18 protein-coding genes, 2 tRNA genes and 2 rRNA genes are annotated in these 23,213 nt (G+C 63.3%); 15 read left to right on the forward strand and 7 right to left on the reverse strand.

Going from position 1 to position 23,213, the window contains the following annotated elements; translation table 11 throughout:
- The first annotated feature begins 29 nt into the window (after positions 1–29).
- The 5 genes from GV068_RS23750 (at position 30) to GV068_RS23770 (ending at position 6,153) form a co-directional block, all read left to right on the forward strand.
- Positions 30–1,558 (forward strand): 16S ribosomal RNA (locus GV068_RS23750).
- A 75-nt stretch (positions 1,559–1,633) separates the two neighbouring features.
- Positions 1,634–1,710, forward strand: a tRNA-Ile gene (locus GV068_RS23755).
- Between the two features lie 9 nt (positions 1,711–1,719).
- Positions 1,720–1,795: transfer RNA gene (locus tag GV068_RS23760), tRNA-Ala, on the forward strand.
- 208 nt (positions 1,796–2,003) lie between these two features.
- Positions 2,004–5,623, forward strand: a 23S ribosomal RNA gene (locus tag GV068_RS23765).
- The 16S and 23S rRNA genes sit together here with 2 tRNA genes alongside, the layout of an rRNA operon.
- A 170-nt stretch (positions 5,624–5,793) precedes the next feature.
- A complete protein-coding gene (locus GV068_RS23770; protein WP_159703877.1) occupies positions 5,794–6,153 on the forward strand; it encodes a DUF1428 domain-containing protein in 360 nt (119 codons plus the stop codon).
- On the opposite strand, the gene GV068_RS23775 is transcribed toward GV068_RS23770, so the two are convergent.
- Positions 6,150–7,367 (reverse strand): AMP-binding protein, encoded by a 1,218-nt coding sequence (locus GV068_RS23775; RefSeq protein ID WP_159703880.1) that lies wholly within the window; start codon positions 7,365–7,367, stop codon positions 6,150–6,152. The genes GV068_RS23770 and GV068_RS23775 overlap by 4 nt on opposite strands.
- A 211-nt stretch (positions 7,368–7,578) precedes the next feature.
- On the opposite strand from GV068_RS23775, the gene GV068_RS23780 reads away from it, so the two are divergent.
- The 6 genes from GV068_RS23780 to GV068_RS23805 all read left to right on the forward strand — a co-directional run bounded on the left by GV068_RS23780 (position 7,579) and on the right by GV068_RS23805 (position 12,983).
- Positions 7,579–7,971, forward strand: a complete 393-nt coding sequence (locus tag GV068_RS23780) for a PAS domain-containing protein (RefSeq protein WP_159703883.1) — start codon at positions 7,579–7,581, stop codon at positions 7,969–7,971.
- A gap of 12 nt (positions 7,972–7,983) precedes the next feature.
- The gene (locus tag GV068_RS23785) at positions 7,984–9,342 is read left to right on the forward strand and encodes a sensor domain-containing diguanylate cyclase (RefSeq protein WP_229464449.1); all 1,359 of its coding nucleotides are present in this window, start codon (positions 7,984–7,986) and stop codon (positions 9,340–9,342) included.
- Complete coding sequence (locus tag GV068_RS23790; protein WP_159703886.1) at positions 9,332–11,086, forward strand: bifunctional diguanylate cyclase/phosphodiesterase; 1,755 nt, start codon at positions 9,332–9,334, stop codon at positions 11,084–11,086. Before GV068_RS23785 ends, GV068_RS23790 begins: the two co-directional genes overlap by 11 nt.
- Positions 11,087–11,213: 127 nt before the next feature.
- On the forward strand, positions 11,214–11,492 hold the full coding sequence (locus GV068_RS23795; RefSeq protein WP_159703889.1) for a hypothetical protein: 279 nt from the start codon (positions 11,214–11,216) through the stop codon (positions 11,490–11,492).
- Positions 11,493–11,656: 164 nt separating this feature from the next.
- Entirely contained in the window at positions 11,657–11,905 is a 249-nt protein-coding gene (locus GV068_RS23800; RefSeq protein ID WP_159703892.1) for a hypothetical protein, read from the forward strand.
- 109 nt (positions 11,906–12,014) lie between these two features.
- Positions 12,015–12,983, forward strand: a complete 969-nt coding sequence (locus GV068_RS23805; RefSeq protein ID WP_159703895.1) for an HDOD domain-containing protein — start codon at positions 12,015–12,017, stop codon at positions 12,981–12,983.
- 4 nt (positions 12,984–12,987) lie between these two features.
- Here the strand turns inward: GV068_RS23805 and GV068_RS23810 are convergent, their stop codons facing one another.
- Complete coding sequence (locus tag GV068_RS23810) at positions 12,988–13,671, reverse strand: class I SAM-dependent methyltransferase (RefSeq protein WP_159703898.1); 684 nt, start codon at positions 13,669–13,671, stop codon at positions 12,988–12,990.
- Between the two features lie 126 nt (positions 13,672–13,797).
- On the opposite strand from GV068_RS23810, the gene mfd reads away from it, so the two are divergent.
- A complete protein-coding gene (mfd, locus tag GV068_RS23815) occupies positions 13,798–17,244 on the forward strand; it encodes a transcription-repair coupling factor (protein WP_159703901.1) in 3,447 nt (1,148 codons plus the stop codon).
- A 10-nt stretch (positions 17,245–17,254) separates the two neighbouring features.
- Positions 17,255–18,094 (forward strand): phosphoserine phosphatase SerB, encoded by an 840-nt coding sequence (serB, locus tag GV068_RS23820; RefSeq protein WP_201303415.1) that lies wholly within the window; start codon positions 17,255–17,257, stop codon positions 18,092–18,094.
- 9 nt (positions 18,095–18,103) lie between these two features.
- On the opposite strand, the gene GV068_RS23825 is transcribed toward serB, so the two are convergent.
- Complete coding sequence (locus tag GV068_RS23825) at positions 18,104–18,541, reverse strand: hypothetical protein (RefSeq protein ID WP_159703906.1); 438 nt, start codon at positions 18,539–18,541, stop codon at positions 18,104–18,106.
- A 294-nt stretch (positions 18,542–18,835) separates the two neighbouring features.
- Here GV068_RS23825 and GV068_RS23830 point away from each other — a divergent pair, with 294 nt between their 5' ends.
- Together GV068_RS23830 and GV068_RS23835 are read left to right on the forward strand one after the other, a co-directional pair.
- Entirely contained in the window at positions 18,836–20,152 is a 1,317-nt protein-coding gene (locus GV068_RS23830) for an SGNH/GDSL hydrolase family protein (protein WP_159703908.1), read from the forward strand.
- Positions 20,153–20,253: 101 nt separating this feature from the next.
- Positions 20,254–20,652 (forward strand): hypothetical protein, encoded by a 399-nt coding sequence (locus GV068_RS23835; RefSeq protein ID WP_159703910.1) that lies wholly within the window; start codon positions 20,254–20,256, stop codon positions 20,650–20,652.
- 62 nt (positions 20,653–20,714) lie between these two features.
- Here the strand turns inward: GV068_RS23835 and GV068_RS23840 are convergent, their stop codons facing one another.
- The 4 genes from GV068_RS23840 to GV068_RS23855 all read right to left on the reverse strand — a co-directional run bounded on the left by GV068_RS23840 (position 20,715) and on the right by GV068_RS23855 (position 23,174).
- Positions 20,715–21,104, reverse strand: coding sequence for a cupin domain-containing protein (locus GV068_RS23840; RefSeq protein ID WP_159703912.1), 390 nt, complete (start codon positions 21,102–21,104; stop codon positions 20,715–20,717).
- A 93-nt stretch (positions 21,105–21,197) separates the two neighbouring features.
- The gene (locus tag GV068_RS23845; protein ID WP_159703914.1) at positions 21,198–21,614 is read right to left on the reverse strand and encodes a hypothetical protein; all 417 of its coding nucleotides are present in this window, start codon (positions 21,612–21,614) and stop codon (positions 21,198–21,200) included.
- A gap of 4 nt (positions 21,615–21,618) precedes the next feature.
- On the reverse strand, positions 21,619–22,380 hold the full coding sequence (locus GV068_RS23850; protein ID WP_159703916.1) for a Mut7-C RNAse domain-containing protein: 762 nt from the start codon (positions 22,378–22,380) through the stop codon (positions 21,619–21,621).
- Positions 22,374–23,174 (reverse strand): DUF72 domain-containing protein, encoded by an 801-nt coding sequence (locus tag GV068_RS23855; RefSeq protein ID WP_159703918.1) that lies wholly within the window; start codon positions 23,172–23,174, stop codon positions 22,374–22,376. Before GV068_RS23855 ends, GV068_RS23850 begins: the two co-directional genes overlap by 7 nt.
- Between the last annotated feature and the right edge of the window lie 39 nt (positions 23,175–23,213).

Here is a 23,213-nt window from a genome sequence, read left to right on the forward strand (position 1 = left end):
GATGGCAGCAATGCCAACAAACAGAGATTGAACTGAAGAGTTTGATCCTGGCTCAGATTGAACGCTGGCGGCATGCTTTACACATGCAAGTCGAACGGCAGCGCGGGGCAACCTGGCGGCGAGTGGCGAACGGGTGAGTAATATATCGGAACGTACCCAGAAGTGGGGGATAACGTAGCGAAAGTTACGCTAATACCGCATACGATCTACGGATGAAAGTGGGGGACCTTCGGGCCTCATGCTTGTGGAGCGGCCGATATCTGATTAGCTAGTTGGTGAGGTAAAGGCTCACCAAGGCGACGATCAGTAGCTGGTCTGAGAGGACGACCAGCCACACTGGGACTGAGACACGGCCCAGACTCCTACGGGAGGCAGCAGTGGGGAATTTTGGACAATGGGCGCAAGCCTGATCCAGCAATGCCGCGTGAGTGAAGAAGGCCTTCGGGTTGTAAAGCTCTTTTGTCAGGGAAGAAACGGCTGAGGATAATACCTTCGGCTAATGACGGTACCTGAAGAATAAGCACCGGCTAACTACGTGCCAGCAGCCGCGGTAATACGTAGGGTGCAAGCGTTAATCGGAATTACTGGGCGTAAAGCGTGCGCAGGCGGTTTTGTAAGTCTGTCGTGAAAGCCCCGGGCTCAACCTGGGAATTGCGATGGAGACTGCAAGGCTTGAATCTGGCAGAGGGGGGTAGAATTCCACGTGTAGCAGTGAAATGCGTAGAGATGTGGAGGAACACCGATGGCGAAGGCAGCCCCCTGGGTCAAGATTGACGCTCATGCACGAAAGCGTGGGGAGCAAACAGGATTAGATACCCTGGTAGTCCACGCCCTAAACGATGTCTACTAGTTGTCGGGTTTTAATTAACTTGGTAACGCAGCTAACGCGTGAAGTAGACCGCCTGGGGAGTACGGTCGCAAGATTAAAACTCAAAGGAATTGACGGGGACCCGCACAAGCGGTGGATGATGTGGATTAATTCGATGCAACGCGAAAAACCTTACCTACCCTTGACATGGAAGGAATCCTGGAGAGATCTGGGAGTGCCCGAAAGGGAGCCTTCACACAGGTGCTGCATGGCTGTCGTCAGCTCGTGTCGTGAGATGTTGGGTTAAGTCCCGCAACGAGCGCAACCCTTGTCATTAGTTGCTACGCAAGAGCACTCTAATGAGACTGCCGGTGACAAACCGGAGGAAGGTGGGGATGACGTCAAGTCCTCATGGCCCTTATGGGTAGGGCTTCACACGTCATACAATGGTACATACAGAGGGCCGCCAACCCGCGAGGGGGAGCTAATCCCAGAAAGTGTATCGTAGTCCGGATTGTAGTCTGCAACTCGACTACATGAAGTTGGAATCGCTAGTAATCGCGGATCAGCATGTCGCGGTGAATACGTTCCCGGGTCTTGTACACACCGCCCGTCACACCATGGGAGCGGGTTTTACCAGAAGTAGGTAGCTTAACCGCAAGGAGGGCGCTTACCACGGTAGGATTCGTGACTGGGGTGAAGTCGTAACAAGGTAGCCGTATCGGAAGGTGCGGCTGGATCACCTCCTTTCTAGAGTAGCACCGGGAGCTAACGCTCCATCATCAAGCGTCCACGCTTATCGACTGTCGAATGAAGAACAGTATCGGGGCTGTAGCTCAGCTGGTTAGAGCACCGTGTTGATAACGCGGGGGTCGTTGGTTCGAGTCCAACCAGCCCTACCACGTTTCACGGGGGGATTAGCTCAGCTGGGAGAGCACCTGCTTTGCAAGCAGGGGGTCGTCGGTTCGATCCCGTCATCCTCCACCAATTACTGTTCTGACTGCATTTATCTAAAGCCTGGGTTTTAGATAAGTGTAGTTTTCGTTCTTTAACAATCTGGAAGAAGTAAAGTTTTTTTAAGCGTGCATGTAAAAGTGCACACTTAGGGTAGTAATCAAGTATCAACAAACATGCAACGAGCTGTACTCTTGATTTCTATGACGATCCCTTAACTCATGAGGGGCCAACGTTATAGGGACAAGCGAATAAGTGCACATGGTGGATGCCTTGGCGATTACAGGCGATGAAGGACGTAGTAGCTTGCGATAAGCTGCGGGGAGTGAGCAAACACACTTTGATCCGCAGATTTCCGAATGGGGAAACCCGGCCTTTTAGGTCATTGCATACTGAATACATAGGTATGCAAAGCGAACGCGGCGAACTGAAACATCTAAGTAGCTGCAGGAAAAGAAATCAACCGAGATTCCCAAAGTAGTGGCGAGCGAAATGGGATGAGCCTGTACGTGATAGTCGAATTGATAGTGGAAGCTTCTGGAAATAAGCGCCATAGCGGGTGATAGCCCCGTACACGAAATCTCTTCGGTGGTACTAAGCGTACGACAAGTAGGGCGGGACACGAGAAATCCTGTCTGAACATGGGGGGACCATCCTCCAAGGCTAAATACTCGTAATCGACCGATAGTGAACCAGTACCGTGAGGGAAAGGCGAAAAGAACCCCGGGAGGGGAGTGAAATAGATCCTGAAACCGTGTGCATACAAACAGTCGGAGCCTCTTTATGGGGTGACGGCGTACCTTTTGTATAATGGGTCAGCGACTTACATTCAGTGGCGAGGTTAACCGAATAGGGGAGCCGTAGAGAAATCGAGTCCGAACAGGGCGACAGTCGCTGGGTGTAGACCCGAAACCAAGTGATCTACCCATGGCCAGGATGAAGGTGCGGTAACACGCCCTGGAGGTCCGAACCCACTAATGTTGAAAAATTAGGGGATGAGCTGTGGGTAGGGGTGAAAGGCTAAACAAACTTGGAAATAGCTGGTTCTCTCCGAAAACTATTTAGGTAGTGCCTCAAGTATCACCATCGGGGGTAGAGCACTGTTATGGCTAGGGGGTCATTGCGACTTACCAAACCATTGCAAACTCCGAATACCGATGAGTGCGAGCTTGGGAGACAGACGTCGGGTGCTAACGTCCGGCGTCAAGAGGGAAACAACCCAGACCGCCAGCTAAGGTCCCAAAGATTGGCTAAGTGGAAAACGAAGTGGGAAGGCTAAAACAGTCAGGATGTTGGCTTAGAAGCAGCCACCATTTAAAGAAAGCGTAATAGCTCACTGATCGAGTCGTCCTGCGCGGAAGATGTAACGGGGCTAAGCCAGTCACCGAAGCTGCGGATATGGCTAAAACAGTCAGGATGTTGGCTTAGAAGCAGCCACCATTTAAAGAAAGCGTAATAGCTCACTGATCGAGTCGTCCTGCGCGGAAGATGTAACGGGGCTAAGCCAGTCACCGAAGCTGCGGATATATTTCTCGTGATTTATCACTTGATCTATATGGTAGGAGAGCGTTCTGTAAGCCTGCGAAGGTGTCTTGTGAAGGATGCTGGAGGTATCAGAAGTGCGAATGCTGACATGAGTAGCGATAATGCGGGTGAAAAGCCCGCACGCCGTAAGCCCAAGGTTTCCTGTTCAACGTTCATCGGAGCAGGGTGAGTCGGCCCCTAAGGCGAGGCAGAGATGCGTAGCTGATGGGAAGCAGGTTAATATTCCTGCACCGTCGTATGATGCGATGGGGGGACGGATCGCGGAAGGTTGTCTAACTGTTGGAATAGTTAGTTTTTGACTCATAGAAGGTGCTTAGGCAAATCCGGGCACGTAATTCAAGGGGTCGAGACGAGGGACTTAGGTCCTGAAGCAATCGGAAGTGGTTCCAAGAAAAGCCTCTAAGCTTCAGTCATACGAGACCGTACCGCAAACCGACACAGGTGGGCGAGATGAGTATTCTAAGGCGCTTGAGGGCTAAAACAGTCAGGATGTTGGCTTAGAAGCAGCCACCATTTAAAGAAAGCGTAATAGCTCACTGATCGAGTCGTCCTGCGCGGAAGATGTAACGGGGCTAAGCCAGTCACCGAAGCTGCGGATATCTAGCAATAGATATGGTAGGAGAGCGTTCTGTAAGCCTGCGAAGGTGTCTTGTGAAGGATGCTGGAGGTATCAGAAGTGCGAATGCTGACATGAGTAGCGATAATGCGGGTGAAAAGCCCGCACGCCGTAAGCCCAAGGTTTCCTGTTCAACGTTCATCGGAGCAGGGTGAGTCGGCCCCTAAGGCGAGGCAGAGATGCGTAGCTGATGGGAAGCAGGTTAATATTCCTGCACCGTCGTATGATGCGATGGGGGGACGGATCGCGGAAGGTTGTCTAACTGTTGGAATAGTTAGTTTTTGACTCATAGAAGGTGCTTAGGCAAATCCGGGCACATAATTCAAGGGGTTGAGACGAGGGACTTAGGTCCTGAAGCAATCGGAAGTGGTTCCAAGAAAAGCCTCTAAGCTTCAGTCATACGAGACCGTACCGCAAACCGACACAGGTGGGCGAGATGAGTATTCTAAGGCGCTTGAGAGAACTCGGGAGAAGGAACTCGGCAAATTGGTACCGTAACTTCGGGATAAGGTACGCCCCGGTAGCTTGACTGCTTTACTGCAGAAGGGCGAAAGGGTTGCAATAAACTGGTGGCTGCGACTGTTTAATAAAAACACAGCACTCTGCAAACACGAAAGTGGACGTATAGGGTGTGACGCCTGCCCGGTGCTGGAAGATTAAATGATGGGGTGCAAGCTCTTGATTGAAGTCCCAGTAAACGGCGGCCGTAACTATAACGGTCCTAAGGTAGCGAAATTCCTTGTCGGGTAAGTTCCGACCTGCACGAATGGCGTAACGATGGCCACACTGTCTCCTCCCGAGACTCAGCGAAGTTGAAATGTTTGTGATGATGCAATCTACCCGCGGCTAGACGGAAAGACCCCATGAACCTTTACTGTAGCTTTGCATTGGACTTTGAACCAATCTGTGTAGGATAGGTGGGAGGCTTTGAAGCGGGGACGCCAGTTCTCGTGGAGCCATCCTTGAAATACCACCCTGGTTTGTTTGAGGTTCTAACCTTGGTCCGTTATCCGGATCGGGGACAGTGCATGGTAGGCAGTTTGACTGGGGCGGTCTCCTCCTAAAGTGTAACGGAGGAGTTCGAAGGTACGCTAGGTACGGTCGGACATCGTGCTAATAGTGCAATGGCATAAGCGTGCTTAACTGCGAGACCGACAAGTCGAGCAGGTACGAAAGTAGGACATAGTGATCCGGTGGTTCTGTATGGAAGGGCCATCGCTCAACGGATAAAAGGTACTCTGGGGATAACAGGCTGATTCCTCCCAAGAGTTCATATCGACGGGGGAGTTTGGCACCTCGATGTCGGCTCATCACATCCTGGGGCTGTAGCCGGTCCCAAGGGTATGGCTGTTCGCCATTTAAAGTGGTACGTGAGCTGGGTTTAAAACGTCGTGAGACAGTTTGGTCCCTATCTGCCGTGGGCGTTGGAAATTTGAAGGGGGCTGCTCCTAGTACGAGAGGACCGGAGTGGACGAACCTCTGGTGTACCGGTTGTCACGCCAGTGGCATTGCCGGGTAGCTAAGTTCGGAAGAGATAACCGCTGAAAGCATCTAAGCGGGAAACTTGCCTTGAGATGAGATTTCCCGGAGCCTTGAGCTCCTTGAAGGGTCGTTCGAGACCAGGACGTTGATAGGCTGGGTGTGGAAGTGCAGTAATGCATTAAGCTAACCAGTACTAATTGCCCGTACGGCTTGTCCCTATAACCTTGGTAGGCTATAGACCCTCCGCCGCCGCCCCCTTCGACCGTTTTCTGATGCTATGCTGATCTGGTTCCTGCCTCGCGCGTCCCGCATGCTGCGGGACCCATGCAGGCCGCCCGGCGGTCTGTCATCTGGTCAGCCCACATCACAACAAACCGAGGAGAACAGCATGGCCTATGTCGATGGTTTCGTCCTACCGCTTCCCAAAGCGAAGATCGAGCAATACAAGGAGATGGCCAAGCTGTCCGCCACCGTGTGGCGCGAACACGGCGCGCTCGAATACCGCGAGTGCATCGCCGACGACGTCAAGCCGGGCAAGCTCACGTCTTTCCCGCAAAGCGTCAACCTGCAGGATGATGAGACCGTGGTCTTCGCCTGGATCGTCTACGAGTCGCGCGCCAAGCGCGACGAGGTGAACGACAAGGTCATGAAAGACCCGCGCCTGGCGCACATGATGTCGCCCGATGGCCTGCCCTTCGACGGCAAGCGCATGTTCTGGGGTGGCTTCGAGATGATGATCGACCGCTAGGCGTCGATGATCCAGTCCGAGAGCTTGCCGCTGGACTGGCGCGGCAGCGCCGGGCCGAAGGACCAGGCAGCGGGACGCTCGGGCGTCGACAGGCGCTCGGCGATCCACGCGTCCAGTTCCGCACGCAGCGTTGCCGTCTCGGCTTCCCCACGCGGCACCACGAAGGCCTTCAGGCGCTGGCCTTCGTCCGGCCGCATCAGGCGCACGGCCGCGTCTTCCACCATCGGGTGCATGCGCAGCACGTCGGCCACGTAGGCCGGGAACACATTGATGCCGCCCACCTGCACCGCATGGTCGATGCGGCCGGCCGGGCGGAAGCGGTCGGGCGCGCTCCACGCCAGCTTGTCCTGCAGCGGGTAGTCGGCCCGGCTGCCGTCGGCGCGGGCACGCGTGAGGATGGCGGAATCGGCGCCCGCTTCCCAGTAGGGGAAGAGCTGGTAGTCCTGGTCCGGTCTGTCGCGCCATCCGACGCCGGCCGTCTCCGAACTGCCGTAGACCTGCACCAGGCGCGCCACGCCGGCAGCCGCCACAGCGCGCGCCACCTCGTCCGGACAGGGCGCGCTGGAAGTCACACCGACGACGCCTGCCGGCACCGCGTCCGCTACCGGCGCGAACGCGCGCCAGAAATCCGGAAAGCCGACGACCAGGTCACCCGGCTGCAAAGCCCGCGCCACCGCACCGGGCGAAGCCCCGCGCAGGTCAAGCACGGCATCCGGATCCAGTCCCAGCGCACGGGGTAAGAGCACCGTGAACAGGAAGCCATAGATATGGTGCGAAGGAACCAGTCCGGCGATGCGGCGGGTCCCCGGAAACAGGCCGGCCAGCACCCCGGTCTCCTGCCACAGCTCGTGCAGTAAATGGCTGCAGGCCTTGGGCGCGCCCGAACTGCCGGAGGTCCTGAAGCGCATCGCATCGCTCCCCTGCTCCAGTCCGGATGCCGCGGCATCGAGCCAGGCGTCGAGGTGGGGATTGGCCAGCACCCGCTCTACGCCGATGCAGCCGATGCCGAGCACCTGCTCCATCGCGGTCGCCAGGCCCAGCAGCTCCAAAGAGTCGGCGCCCAGGTCGGCCATCAGGTCCAGCTCTGGCGGCCACGGCAAGGGGCGTCGAGCAACACCCGGCCGCATCAGCGCCAGTTCGCCGGCGAGCAGGTCGGACAGGACGCGCGACAGGGTCGGCCGGTGGGCCCACCAGCGGCGTTCGGGTGGCGTCATTACAGTCATGGAAAAGCGGCGCGATGTGAAGCGGCGATGGTGCCGAGGAGGCCGAAACCTGTCAAGCGCACAAGAGATTTACGCTAAAAGTGATATTTGGCAACGCAAACTGTCACGCAAAAGGCTCGTACAATTGACAAGCCACCTGACGTCATGCCAACATCAATTTCCTCAAATCAATTAGTTCCTTTTGGACATAACCCTCACGCCCATGAACGCTTCTACCCTGTCGTTTTCGACCACCGACCTGGCTGCGCAACTCGACAATTTGACTGCGGAACAGCTCGACCAGCTGGATTTCGGCGTGATCGGGTTCGACGCCGACACCAATGTGCAACGTTATAACGCTTTCGAGTCGCAGGCCGCCGGCCTGTCGCCGCAGCGCGTGATCGGCCAGCCGCTGTTCACCAACGTGGCGCCCTGCCTGAATAACTTCATGGTGGCCCAGCGCTTCGAGGATGCGATCGACCAGGGCGGCAGCCTGGACGACACCATCGACTACGTCCTGACCCTGCGCATGCGCCCGGTGAAGGTGGCCCTGCGCCTGCTGGCCAGCCCGACGAGCGGCAACCGCTACGTGCTGGTCCAGCGCCAGCCACGCTGATCCGGGTCCATCGTGAACGATATCGAGCAGCTCCGTGCGGAGCATGAGGCACTGATCCAGTTCCTGTACCTGGCCCCGGTCGGGCTGGTGCAGGCCGACATCGATGGCGGTATCGTCATGATGAATCCAATCTCGGCCCAGCTCCTGATGCCGCTGTCGCGCGACGGCGGCCTCGATAACCTGTTCACGGCTCTGGAAGGCGTGGCCCCGGAGCTGCGCCATCTGTGCGCCGGCTATGGACGCACGTCCGGCAAGATCTGCGACGGCCTGCACGTACACCTGAACGCGGGCGGCGGCGGCAAGAAGGTGCCGCAGATTCTCGCGATCACCCTGCTCAAGCTGGACGCGAGGCGCCTGATGGCGGTGATCGACGACGTCACCCTGCAGGTGCGGCGCGACCGCCAGCTGCGCCAGAACGACGCCTGGTTCAATGCCATCCTGACCGGCATCACCGACTATGCGCTGGTGGGCCTGGACGCGCGCGGCGCGATTACGGAGTGGAACCCCAGCATCGGCCGCGTCACCGGTTTCGCCGAGGACGCTGTGGGCCAGCCCTATTCGATCTTCTATCCGCCGGATGCCATGACACCCGAGCATCTGCTCGACCGCCTGCGCGATGCGGAACGCGACGGTTGGAGCCTGGACGAAGGCAGGCGCACGCGCGCCGACGGCAGCGGCTTCTGGGGCAGCGCCCTGATCGCACCCTTGCCGGAACGCGAACCGCCCTGCGGCGCCGAGCCGGAAGGCGCGGCCTTCTGCCTGATCCTGCGCGACATCACCGACAAGCGCGACGCCAGCGAGCGGCGCCGCCGCGAAGCCTTCGGCGACTACCTGACGGGTCTGGCCAACCGCCGCGCCTTCTTCGAAGCCGCAGAACAGGAGCTCACCCGCAGCAAGACCGTGCCGCGCCCGACCGCCGTGATCACGCTCGACGCCGACCACTTCAAGGCCATCAACGACCGCTACGGCCATCCCGGTGGGGACGCCGTGCTGCAGCACCTGGCGGCGATCCTCGCCGAGACCTTCCGCGAAGTCGACGTGGTGGCCCGCATCGGCGGCGAAGAGTTCGCCGTGCTGCTGCCGTCCACCGACCTGCCGCGCGCGGCGGTGGTGGCCGAGCGCCTGCGCTCCGCGGTCGCCTCGCAAGTCGTGCACTTCGACGGCGAACGTATCCGCTACACTGTCAGTGCCGGCGTGGCCAGCATCGACAACGGCGACGGCGGCATCGACCTGCTGCTCAAACGCGCCGACCAGGCCTTGTATGCCGCCAAGCGCGCTGGCCGCAACCGCGTCGAACGCTGGCGCCCGGAACTGGCCGGCGCGCCGGTCCACCAACCGGAAGTACACGAGGGAGACCGCGATGCAGCCTGATCCGAGTGACGCCTACGAAGCGCTGGTGCAGTTCCTGTACCGCGCGCCGATCGGCCTTGCCCAGATCGCGCCCGACGGTACGGTGGACATGCTCAATCCGATGGCATCGAGCCTCCTGATGCCGATCGCGCAAAACGGCGGACTCGACAACCTGTTCGAGGTACTGGCGCCGATCGCGCCCCAGTTGCCGCGGCTGGCCGGCGAATTCGGCGAGCCCTCGGGCGTGATCTGCGAGGGCATGCGCGCCCCCCTTCCGCTCGAACACACCGCGCACGGCAACCCGCAGGTGCTGGCGATCAGCCTGATGAAGCTCGACGGCGAACGCCTGATGGCGGTGATCAACGACGCCACCATCGAAGTGCAGCGCGAGCAGGAAACCCTGCTGCGCCGCCTGCGCAACGCCGCCCGTACCGATGCGCTGACGCGCATGCCCAACCGCGAAGCGGTGCGCGAGCAGCTGCAGCACCTGGTCAACCGGCCCCTGTCGGCCGGTGAATTCGCCGTGCTGTTCATGAACTGCGACCGCTTCCGCCAGATCAACGACACCCTCGGCCAGGCCGCAGGCGACGAGCTGCTGGTGCAGATCGCCGACCGCATCCGCGGCGCCCTGCGTCCGCCCAGCGACCGCATCAACGCGGCCAGCGGCACCGGCCAGCTGGCGGCGCGCGTGGGCGGCGACGAATTCGTGGTGGTGCTCGACGGGATGCGCAACCGCGACGATGCCGAGCGCGTCGCCGGCCGCATCCTCGACGCGCTGGCGCGTCCCTACCGCGTGCTTGGCCACGAGGTCGTGTGCGGCACCAGCCTGGGCCTGGCCTGGGGCGCGGAAAGCGCGCGCGACGCCGACCAGATCCTGCGCGATGCCGGCATCGCGATGGTCGAGGCCAAGCGCGCCGGCGGTGCGCGCCACCAGGTGTTCGAGACCGCGATGCGCGAGCGCGCCGAACGCCGCGCCGACATCGAGGCCGAGCTGCGCCAGGCCCTGGCCGAAGAACAGCTGTTCGTGGTCTACCAGCCGGTCGTTGGTTTGCTGGCCGATGGCGGCACCGATTATGCCGCCGGCGTCGAAGCGCTGGTGCGCTGGCGCCACCCGGTGCGCGGCATCGTGCCGCCGATCGAATTCATCGGCATCGCCGAAGAGTGCGGCCTGATCGGCGCGCTCGGCGACTTCGTGCTCGAACGCTCCTGCCGCGACTTCATGGACTGGCAGGCGCGCCTGGGCAGCGCGGCGCCGCGCCTGATCGCCGTGAACCTGTCGCGCGCCCAGCTCGGCCAACCGGGCTGGATCGACAGCGTGCGCCGCGTACTGCAGGTGACAGGCATGCCGGCCGGGCAGCTGCAGCTCGAAGTCACCGAGAGCCTGGCGGCCCAGGACCAGGGCATCCAGCTGCGCCTGCACGAACTGAAAGCGCTCGGCATCCAGCTGGCCCTCGACGACTTCGGCACCGGTTACTCGTCGCTGTCCAGCCTGCACCTGCTGCCGGTCGACACGGTCAAGATCGACCGTTCCTTCGTGAGCCAGTCCGACACCAGCGCCCACCACCGCGTACTGATCGAAGCCACGGTCAAGGTGGCGCAGAGCCTGGGCATGAAGACCGTTGCCGAAGGCATCGAGACGCAGTCCCAGGCCGACGTGGTGCGGGCCCAGTTCTGCGCCAAGGGCCAGGGCTATTTCTACAGCCGGCCGCTGGTCTCGGACGACCTGCTTGCCTGGCTGGCGAGCCACGAGGCGATCGCCGCTTGAATCCGCAGGTCGGACGCGCTGTCGAGTTTGTGCGCCCGATCCTACAGACACTGACGCCCTGTTCCTATTTCACGCGGCGCAGCCTCCTCGCATGATTGGCGGACCCAACCAAACGAGGAGAAAACACATGAAAGCGATCCACAGCGCCCTGCTGGGCAGCGTCCTGGCCCTATCCCTGGCTGCCTGCAGCTCCACCGCCACCGACGCGACCTCGACCACCTCGGGCTCGACCACCCCCGGCGCCGCCACCGCCACCGGCATGGGCGGCACCAACAATGGCGTCACCCGCGACAGCACGACCGGTACCGGCGTCCCATCCTCGGCAGGCCAGGCCGGTACCAACAACTCGAACACCACGACCACCAGCCCGAACACCGCGACAAGCACGTCGAACAACGGGCGCTGAAGCACGCCTGCTGTCCCGCCAGCCCGGCAGCCCGGGCTGGCGTCTCGCGTTGTTGCGCATAGTACGTACGTTCGGTCCTACATCGACTGACGCCCTGTTCCTATTTCACACTCCCCATGCTCCTCGCATGATGGTCTGACCCATCCACACCGAGGAGAATTCGAATGAACAAGTTCCACACCGTCCTGCTGGGCGGCATCATGGCGCTGTCCCTGGCCGCCTGCACCACTACCGGCACCGGCTCGAGCTCCGGCTCGTCGATGGGCACGGGCACCACCGGCACCAGCAGCCCGTCCGGCCAAAGCGGCACCAACACCGGCACGACCAACGACGTGAACAGCGGCACCTCGTCGACCCCGGCCACCCAGACCCCGCCCGTGACCAATTCCTCGTCTTCGGGCACCAGCCGCTGAGTAGGTCCTTGCGGGCACGCCGCTCCCCTGGCGAAGCCCGCCCTCCCTCCGGCCGGATCTCCGGCCCCGTCGGGTAGAATCGACCTGTCCCGACACTGAACTTCCCATCATGAAAAACTGGCTTGCGCGCCTGTTCGGCGGGCCATCGCCTCCTGAGCGATCCGCAGCTCCCGCTCAGAAAGATCCTGCGCCATCGAACGTGGCGGATGCGCCACATTCGCTTGACCTCGACCTGGTGTTTTATCGCTGGCTCGCAGGCTCGACCGTACATGCGGGCGAGGCGCCCGAGCAGCTGATCCTCGACGAACTTGCGCGGCTGGCGCGCCAGCCGGAAGCGGCGGCCGAACTGGTGCCGCGCGTGCCCGCCGTCATCCCGCAACTGCTGCGCAGCCTGCGCGACGACGCGATGTCGGCCTCCGACCTGGCGCGCCAGGTCGCGCAGGACGTGACACTGGTAGTCGAAGTGATCCGCGAGGTCAACAGCCCGTACTACCGCGCCACCTCGAAGGTCAGCAATATCGAGGGCGCGCTGATGCTGCTGGGCCAGAACGGCTTGCGCATGCTGCTGGCGCGCGTGGCCTTCCGTCCCATCATCGGCGCCCAGACCGGCCGCCTGGCGCGCCAGGCCGCGCCCCAGATCTGGAGCCAGTCCGAACGATGCGCGCTGGCGGCCAGCATGGCCGCGCCGGCATCCGGCGCGAATCCCTTCGAGGCCTATCTGGCGGGATTGACCCAGAACGTCGGCCTGATCGTGGCCTTCCGTCTGGTCGACCAGGTGCTTGGTGCGGCCGCGCTGCCGCAGTCGGACGCCTTTGCGCACGCGCTGCTGGACAGCGCACGCACCCTGTCGGCCCGCATCGCGACCTTATGGGAGCTGCCGCCGCCGGTCTGCCAGGCGATCCTGCTGGCCGGTCAACGCGAAGCGACGCCGCTGGGGCAAGCCCTGCATGAGGGCGACCAGCTGGCCAAGCTGCGTGTCCTGCTCGACGCCGGCGTGGAGGACGCCGAGATTCCCGCGGCGACGCTGTCCGGCGAGCAAAAGCGCATCTTCGACAAGCTGCAGCCGGCCGAGGAATAAGCGCTCAGGCGTAGCCGATCCATCCCCGGAACACGCCGGCCGCGTAGAACATGCTCACGTCCTTGAACCCCTCTTCGCGCAGGAGGGCTTCGTCCTGCTCCGGCGCCAGCACCGGCAAGACCCGTTCGATCACCTCGCGCCGGTGATGGGCTTCCTCGGGCGCTGTGCCCGACGCCACGGCATAGGCCTCGTCGCGCGCCAGCCACAGTGCGCGCTCGTCCTCGTCCTGGGCAAAGCTCATGTGCGCCGCCACGAAAGGCGCGCCGCGCTGCAAGCGCTGGCGGATCACGCGCAAGGCGTGGCGGCGTTCGCACAGCGGCATGAAGTGCATGGTCATCAGGCAGGTGGCCGCATCAAAAGGGCCCGCCGGCGCGACGTCGACGTAGCCTTCGTGCAGCCGGATACGCGCCGCGTGCTCGGCCACGGTGTCCAGCGCCAGTTCCAGCATCTCGTGCGAGGGATCGACACCGTCGAAGGTCCATCCGGGCTGGGCATCCGCGAAAGCCTTCAGTTCCAGCCCGCCGCCCGCGCCCAGCACCAGCACCCGCGCATCCTGCGGCGCACGCTCGGCCAGCAGCACCTGCGCCATGCGCTGCAGGTCGCAGAATCCCGGCACCAGCCGCGGCGGGCCTTGGTGGTAATGGGCCACTGCACCAGGATCGGAAAAATGCCGTAATGCACTTCTCATGCTTCACCTCGTTCATCCACCGGCATTGTCACGCCAGCGCGTGCCCGCGAGGCGTCCTGCCCCGGCGTCAGGGCAGCCATTCGTCTATAATGGACAGCCACTGTTGCGAACGTCACTGCGCGCTCAATGCCCTTCGATCTCAAGAAAAGTCTCCCCAAGCCAGGCTCCCGTTTTGCCCTGCCGACCCTACACGGTTCGAGCGATGCCTATGCGCTCGCCCTCGCTGCGCTGGCGCTGAAAGCCAACAACCAGATCCTCACCGTGATCGTGGCCAATGCCAGCGACGGTCAGCGCCTGCTCGACGAAATTCCGTGGTTCGCCGGCGGCAAGCTGTCTTGCCACTTGCTGCCGGACTGGGAAACCCTGCCCTACGATGCGTTCTCGCCGCACCAGGACCTGGTGTCGGAGCGCCTCGCGACCCTGCACGAGATCCGCAACGGCCAGTGCGACGTGCTGGTGGTGCCGGCCACCACCGCGCTGGTGCGGCTGGCTCCGCCGTCCTTCCTCGCAGCCTACACCTTCTTCTTCCGCCAGGGCGAACGCCTGGACGAAGCCAAGCTCAAGGCCCAGCTGACCCTGGCGGGCTACACCCATGTGTCGCAGGTGATGTCGCCGGGCGAGTATTCGGTGCGCGGCGGCCTGATCGACCTGTTCCCGATGGGTTCGGTCCTGCCCTACCGCCTCGACCTGTTCGGCGACGAGATCGAAACGATCCGTACGTTTGATGCCGACACCCAGCGTTCGCTGTATCCCGTGAAGGAAGTGCGCCTGCTGCCAGGGCGTGAGTTCCCGATGGACGAAGCGGCGAGGACAAGCTTCCGCGGCCGCTGGCGCGAGCGCTTCGAGGGCGACCCCTCGCGCTCGCCGATCTACCGCGACATCGGCAACGGCATCGCCTCGGCCGGCATCGAGTACTACCTGCCGCTGTTCTTTGAAGAGACCGCGACCCTGTTTGACTACCTGCCCCAGGATGCGACCCTGGCCCTGGTCGGCGACATCGACGCGGCGATCCAGCGCTTCTGGCTCGATACCGAGTCGCGCTACAAATTCCTCAAGAGCGACCGCGAGCGACCGATCCTGGAGCCGCGCGAGCTGTTCCTGGGCGCCGAGCAGTTCTTCACCTGCGCCAAGCCGCATGGCCGCTGGACCATCGCCAAGGATCCGAGCGCGCCCGCCTCCGAGCTGTCGGCGCCGATCCCCGACATCGCGGTCAACCGCCGCCTCGATGATCCCCTGACCAACCTGCGGGCCTATTTGCTGCGCCAGGAGGCGCGCGTGATGATCGTCGCCGATTCGGCCGGCCGCCGCGAAACCCTGCAGCAGTACTTCCACGAATACCAGCTCGAGCTGGCCCCGGTCGAAGGCTTCGAGGGCTTCCGCGCCACCGACGCCAAACTGGCGCTGGGCGTGGCGCCGCTGCAGGCCGGCTTCGAGCTGACCGAGGAGCAGGCGGGCCGCCTGGTGTTCATCACCGAGACCGAGCTGTATGCGGGATCGGGCCGCCGCGCCGGCAAGAAGAAGCAGGAAGCGACCAGCCAGGTCGAATCGATGGTGCGCGACCTGTCGGAGCTGAAGATCGGCGACCCGGTGGTGCACATCAACCACGGCATCGGCCGCTACATGGGCCTGATGAGCATGGACCTTGGCGAAGGCGAGACCGAGTTCCTGCACCTGGAATACGCCAAGGAGACCAAGCTCTACGTGCCGGTGTCGCAGCTGCACGTGATCTCGCGTTATTCCGGCACCTCGCCGGAAGACGCGCCGCTGCACTCGCTCGGCTCCGGCCAGTGGGACAAGGCCAAGAGAAAGGCCGCCGAGCAGGTGCGCGACACCGCCGCGGAACTGCTCAACCTGTACGCGCGCCGCGCCGCGCGCCAGGGCCATGCCTTCGAATATTCGAGCATCGACTACGAGAACTTCGCCGGCAGCTTCGGCTTCGACGAGACGCCGGACCAGGCCGAGGCGATCCACAACGTCATCAAGGACATGACCTCGGGCCGCCCGATGGACCGCCTGGTGTGCGGCGACGTCGGCTTCGGCAAGACCGAGGTGGCGCTGCGCGCCGCCTTCATCGCCGTCATGGGCGGCAAGCAGGTTGCGATCCTGGCGCCCACCACCCTGCTGGCCGAGCAGCACGCACAGACCTTCGCCGACCGCTTTGCCGACTGGCCGGTAAAAATCGCCGAGCTGTCGCGCTTCCGCACCGGGAAAGAGATCAACAACGCGATCAAGGGCATGGCCGACGGCACCCTCGACATCGTGATCGGCACCCACAAGCTGCTGTCCCCGGACGTGAAGTTCACCCGCCTGGGCCTGGTGATCATCGACGAGGAACACCGCTTCGGCGTGCGCCAGAAGGAGGCGCTGAAGGCCCTGCGCGCCGAAGTCGACGTCCTGACCCTGACCGCGACCCCGATCCCGCGCACCCTCGGCATGGCGCTGGAAGGCCTGCGCGACTTCTCGATCATCGCCACCGCGCCGCAGAAGCGCCTGGCGATCAAGACGTTTGTCCGCAGCGAGGACGGTTCCGTGATCCGCGAAGCCTGCCTGCGCGAGCTGAAACGCGGCGGCCAGATCTACTTCCTGCACAACGAAGTCGAGACCATCGAGAACCGCCGCGCCATGCTGCAGGAACTCTTGCCGGAAGCGCGCATCGGCGTGGCCCACGGCCAGATGCACGAGCGCGACCTGGAAAAGGTGATGCGCGACTTCGTCTCGCAGCGCTTCAACATCCTGCTGTGCACGACCATCATCGAGACCGGCATCGACGTGCCGACCGCGAACACCATCATCATGCACCGCGCCGACCGCTTCGGCCTGGCCCAGCTGCACCAGCTGCGCGGGCGCGTGGGCCGTTCGCACCATCAGGCCTACGCCTACCTGATGGTGAGCGACGTCAGTGGCCTGACCAAGCAGGCGCAACGCCGGCTCGACGCGATCCAGGCGATGGAAGAACTGGGCAGCGGCTTCTACCTGGCCATGCACGACCTCGAGATCCGCGGCGCCGGCGAAGTGCTGGGCGAGAACCAGTCGGGCGAGATGCTGGAAGTCGGTTTCCAGCTGTATTCGGACATGCTGAACGAAGCCGTCAAGGCGCTGAAAGCCGGCAAGGAACCGGACCTGGCGGCGCCGCTCTCGAGCACCACCGAGATCAACCTGCACGTGCCGGCCCTGCTGCCCGCGGATTACTGCGGCGACGTGCACGAACGCCTGTCGATCTACAAGCGCCTGGCCAACTGCGAAAGCCAGGACAAGATCGACGGCATGCAGGAAGAGCTGATCGACCGCTTCGGCAAGATGCCGGACCAGGTCAAGGCCCTGATCGAGACCCACCGCCTGCGCATCGCGGCGAAGCAGGTCGGCATCGTCAAGATCGACGCCCATGGCGAAGCCGCCAACCTGCAGTTCATGGAAAAGCCGCCGATCGATCCGATCAAGATCATCACGCTGATCCAGAAAAACCGCCACATCAAGCTGGCCGGACAGGACAAGCTGCGCATCAGCGCCAGCATGCCGGACCTGGCGGCGCGCGTGACGCAAGTAAAACAGACCATCAAACAGCTACTCGCCTAAACCCATGTCCATGAACCTGGTGCTCCAGGGGCCGCAGGCCTCGCAAGATTCGCTCGACCAACTGGCCTCGCTGGCCCAGCCGGCCCGCACCGTCCGCATCGGCGAGCATGCGCTGCGCTGCGAAGACGTCCCGTTCAGCGCCGAACTGAAGGAACGCATCGACGCCGCCGCTTTCGCCGCCAAGGTCGACGCCTGCTTCATCGAGGCCGGCCGCACGCTGGCGGACTTCGCTCTGGTGGCCATGGACATGGACTCGACCCTGATCACCATCGAGTGCATCGACGAGATCGCGGACATGCAAGGCCTCAAACCCCAAGTGGCCGAGATCACCGAGGCGGCGATGCGCGGCGAACTCGATTTCGCGGCCAGCCTGACGCGCCGCGTCGTGCTGCTCGAAGGCCTGGACGCGTCCGCCCTGCAACGGGTTTACGACGAACGCCTGCGCATCTCGATGGGTGGCGAAGCGATGCTGCAGGCGGTGCAGGCGGCCGGCCTGAAGACCCTGCTGGTCTCCGGCGGCTTCACCTTCTTCACCGATCGCCTCAAGGAGCGCCTGTCGCTCGACTTCACGCATGCCAACGTGCTGGAAGTGGCGGACGGCAAGCTGACCGGCCGCGTGCTCGGCGGCATCGTCGACGCGGAAGAAAAGATGCGCACCGTGCAGCGCGTGTGTGCGCAACTGGGCATCGATCCACAACAAGCCATCGTCATGGGCGATGGCGCCAACGACCTCAAGATGATGGGCATCGCCGGACTGTCGGTGGCTTTCCGCGCCAAGCCGGTGGTGCGCGCGCAGGCCTCGGTCGCCCTGAATTTCTCGGGCCTCGACGGCCTGCTGGCGATCCTGTAAGCCATTCCCTCAGGGCTTGGGCCGCATCCGGGCGACCGACTCCTGGTACTGGCGCGAGGCCTTGAGCCGCTCCATGTAGCGGATCGGACGGCGTTTGTCCATGCCGATCGTGTAATCCAGGCTGCCGCGCGCGCCGCAATACTGGCTGCACGAACTCACGTCGTCCTCGCCACGGTCGGTGATGCTGAGCTGCCCCTTGTCCACGCCCAGGCGCAGCACGCAGCGCGGCGGCGCCGGCGACAGGTCCGCGCTTTCGCGGTAGACAAATCGGCCGCCTTCCTGCTTCGCGATGCCGTACAGGCCACAGCTATGGCCGTTGTAGAAATCCAGGTGAATGCGGAAGTACACGTGCTCGCGATCGACCGGAACGATCTCGATGACGTCCTCGGCCTGATACGGCTCGTCCGCTTCCATCGGCGCCTTGCCCGGTGTGATCGTCGCGCTCATGAAACGGTGCTTATAGACGCCTGCCACCTCCGACATCAGTCCCTGCGCCCCGGCAATCAAGGGAAGCGCTGCGGCCAGCGCAAAAACGATGCTGGATCTCATGTGCGAAAAAGTATTTTTCATAGGCAGTGGAACGCTCGAGTTTCCCGCAAGTTTCTCATGCTTCGGCGGTTCCGTGCGCTTTTACGAGCCAGCTCAAACAGTCTGGCGCGCACGATTGGACGCCTTGCGCTACTCGTCTATCTTTGACCTTGCGGCCGCGCCGCGGCTGCACCTCATCGACAGGAGCATGCCATGACTTTTCCGGCTTTCCGCGCGTCGCATCCTTTCCTTTCCCATTCCCAAACAAGCAAGGGCGCCGGCACGGACCGCGGCCGACGGCGTTTCCTGCTCGGCGCCCCTGCGCTCGCGGGCGCGCTGGCCCTCGCGCCGCGCGCCACCCTGGCGCAGTCATGGCGCGGCGACGGCTGGTCGGCAACCTGGGGCTGTGCGCCCGCCGGGCCGCCGCCGGCCGCCAGCACGACCAGCTTCAGCGGCCAGACGGTACGCATGATCGTGCGCACCAGCATCGGCGGCAACCGCATCCGCGTGCGCCTGACCAACGAAATGGGCAGCGCACCGCTCACCATCGGTTCGGCCCAGGTGGGCTTGCGCAGCAGCGGCCAGGCCGTGGTGGCCGGTTCGAACCATCCGCTGACCTTTGGCGGACGCAGCGCGATCACGATCCAGCCCGGTTCGCCGGCGCTGTCCGACCCGGTCTACTTCCAGGTGGCGCCATTCTCGGACCTGGCGATCAGTCTGTATTTCCCCGGTAACGCGCCGGGCACCACGATCCACCGCGACTCCTGGCAGACCAATTACGTCTCGACCGCCGGTAACTTCGCGGCGAATACCACCTTCACGATCTCGCGCAGTTTCGCTTCCTGGCCCTTCCTGTCCGAGGTGGACGTCGACGGCGGAGCGCCCTGCGTCGTCGCGATCGGCGATTCAATTACCGACGGCCAGGGCAGCACGGGAAACCAGAACCGGCGCTGGCCCGACTACCTCGCGCGCAGGATACAGGCGGAACTCGGGACGGCGGGTCGGATGGGCGTAGTGAACCGCGGCATTGCCGGCAACCGCCTGCTGCTGGACGATCCGAACGCCCTGCTGGCTGGCCGCGACGTGCTGGAACGCTTCGACCGCGACGTGCTGGCGACACCCGGCATCCGCGCCATGATCGTGGCGATCGGCATCAACGACATCGTGTATGCATCCGGAACGGCGCTGAGCGAGATGCGAGACGACCTGATCGCCGGCTACCGCCAGCTGATCGCGCGGGCGCATGCGCGCGGGATCCCGGTGCTCGGCGCCACGCTGCCGCCGATGGCGGGCTTCGTGTATTACACCGCGGCGCGCGAAGCGGTGCGCCAGTCGACCAACAGCTGGCTGCGCTCGGCCAACGAGTTCGACGCGCTGATCGACTGGGACATGGTGCTGCGCGACCCCAGCTCGCCGACGCGCATCCATCCCGACTACAACAGCCGCGACTGGCTGCATCCGAACGACGCGGGCTACCAGGCGCTGGCGGCGGCGGTGCCGCTGGGCGAGCTGAGCGCCATGCTGGTGTGAAGAGGCAGCCTTGTTTCCGGCCAATAGGAGTGTAACAACGTGTAATTCCTTGAGGCACCGGGCCTGGAACTTCTTATCATGGCTAAATCAGGAGGACCGCCATGAAGAAACTCATCATTGTTACCGCATCGCTGGCCGTGCTGGCCGGTTGCGCCGCACCCGGACCGAATTACTACGGCAACCAGGGCTACGCCCGCTCGGGCGATCCGAACCAGTGGCAAGTGGTGTCCGTGACCCCGGTACCGGTCGGCACGGGCGCCCGCGCCGCCGCGTCGGGCGACACCGGCAGCACCACGACCTACAGCAGCAGCCCGGTGTATGTGCAGCAGCAGCCGGTGTACGTGCCGCAACCGGTCTATGTACCGCAGCCGGTGTACGAGCCGAATTATTACTACCCGCCGATCTCGATCGGTCTCGGCTTCAACTTCGGCCGCGGCTGGGGCCACCGCGGCTGGGGTGGGCACGTCGGGACGCGCTTCCCGTATCACTATCGCCGCTAAGCAGCGCCAGGGCGACGGGGCCGGCAGGAATGCCGGCCTTTTTTACGTCCGTCGTTCGGGGATCAGTGACCGTGGTGCTGCTCTTCGTACTCGTCCGCCTCGGCCTTGGTGGCGTGGACGATGCCGTCCGGGTGCTCGGGCGGGGTGTACAGGGTGTACAGGCGCATCGGCTCGCTCTGCGAGGTGTTGATGACGTTGTGCTCGGTGCCGGCCGGGATCACCACCGCCACGCCGTCTTCCAGCTTGTGCTCTTCGCCGTCCAGGATGGCAATGCCCTCGCCCGCTTCGACCCGGATGAACTGGTCGTGGCCTTCGTGGTGTTCCATGCCGATCTCCTCGCCCGGCTGCAGGGTCATGATGACCAGCTGGCTGCGCTTGGTGGTGTAGAGCACCTCGCGGAAGTTGTTGCCGCTGAGGGTTTTCTCTTCGATGTTGATGCTGTAGCCCGACATGTGTCTCTCCTGAAAACGTGAACCTTGCGGCTGTTGCCGCCTCGTCCACATTGTATAAGAGCCAAGCAAAACGCGTGCGCCGCGGCTCGGGAATCAGGGTGAACCAAACAGGTCGTGGGCGTCGAGCAATGCATAGGCGATCTCGGGCCGCTCGCTCAGGCAGCGCCGCACCGCGGCCGGCACCGACTGGCGCGCCTTCTTGCACAGGCCGGGCTTGTCTTCCAGCACGACGATGATACCGCGCACCGTGCGCACCTCGTTCGGGCCCGGCGCGATGCGCAGCTCGGCGCCCAGGTTCTTGCGCACCAGTTCCTGCACGTGCTTCAGGTCCTCGTAGCTAGTCACGCGCTCGATGCGCTCGATCAGCTTCTGCTCCTGCTGGCGCGTCAGCGCGAGCGGCCGATGGTCGGCCTGCGGATCGGCCATGACGCGCTCGCGCTCGCACGCACAGGCGCCGGGCGGGCACTCGGTGCGGATCGGAAAAGGAAATGGCGAAACAGGATCGCTCACGCTCTCAAGGCTGGGAATCAGGGGACGGCGGCAATTCTACATCAGCCAGCAAGGCGCACATGCGCGCGTGGTGCGAGCCCTTCCAGTAGACCCGGCCACAATGGTCGCAGGTGGTGAACTCGGTGTGGGTTTCGGCCACGCGCGGCGGCAGGCGATCGAGCACCTCGGCTTTCTCCACCTGCCGCAATGGCAGGTTGCAGTGCAGGCAGAGCGAAAACGGACGCATGGCGCCGCCCAGGCGCAGGCGCGCGAACAGTTCGCGCAGCTGCTGCGCCGGGTCGAGCGCATGCAGGTAGCAGCCGTGTTCCACGCTGCGGCGCTTGAGCAGCTCGCGGTCGCGACTCAGGAGCACCCTCGCCTCCTCGCGGGCGATGCGCTCGATCTCGTCGTCGTGGTAGCCGTTGTCGTAGAGCGTATCGTAGCCGGCCATGCGCAGCAGCCGCGCCAGGCCACCGAGGTGGGCATCGGCCACGAAGCGGGGCCGCCCCGGGATCTGGCTGCGCAGGCGCTGCAGCGCATGGATGTCGAGTTGGCCGAAGCTCGGGTAGACCGCGACGCGGTCGCCCTCGCTCAGGGCATGCTCGAAGCCTTGCGATTCGCCGTTCACCAGCACCAGATCGACCTCGGTGTGCGGCACGCCGAGCGCCTCGATCATGTGCTTGGCCGTCGCCTCGCGCGCGCACGGCGTGCTGAACTCGCGCCCACGCCGCTCGCGCGGCAGGAATGCGCCGAGCTGGTCATAAAAGCGGAAGGTGGCGGTCACCATGGCGCAGCCGGAATCGCATCCTCATCCAAGGCCTGTTCTGGCAAACCGTGCAGCAGTTGCAGCGCGTTCGGTACCGACGCGAAGGCGGCCGTATTGTCGAAGATGCACCAGCAGCTGCGGCCGGCAGCGCTCTGGCGCGCCAGCTCGCGCCGTACCGACTCGACGTATTCGGCCGAATAGCGCGAATAGTAGATGCGCGGGGTGCCGTGCAGGCGCACGTAGACGGAATCCAGGCTGGTCGGCACGTGCGGACCCGGCTGGCCGGCGGCCGGATCCGCAATCACGCGCGTGACGCCGCTCTCGACCAACAGCTCGGTGGCGGCGTCCGAAAACCAGCTCGGGTGGCGCGCTTCGAAGGCCACGGTGCAGCCGAACAGATCGTGCAGCTGGCGGAAGAAGAGGCGCGCCGGCTCGTCGATGAAGCCGAACTTCGGCGGCAGCTGCACCAGCAGGCAGCCGAGCTTCTCGCCCAGCTCCCCGGCTTCGGCCGCGAACTGCACCAGCTGATGCTCGACGTCGTGCATGCGGGCATCGTGGGTAATGGCGCGCGGCACCTTGACCGCGAAGCGGAAGTGGTCCGGCACGCAGGCCGCCCACTTGGCGTAGGTCGCCGGGCGGTGCGGCCGGTAGAACGAAGAGTTGATTTCGACCGCCGGGAACACGGCGGCATAACGTTCGAGATGGGTGCCCTCGACCGGGAAGGAAGCGGCCTCGGCCTTGGGCAGGCTCCAGCCCGCGCAGCCTACCAGCAGGCGGCCCGGCGCATCGGCGTAATCACTGACATGAGCGGTCATTGTTCTGGCAAAAATGGCAATACCCCGATTTTACGGAAG

The organism is Massilia sp. 9I, from assembly GCF_902506415.1.
Classification (GTDB): Bacteria; Pseudomonadota; Gammaproteobacteria; order Burkholderiales; family Burkholderiaceae_D; genus Telluria.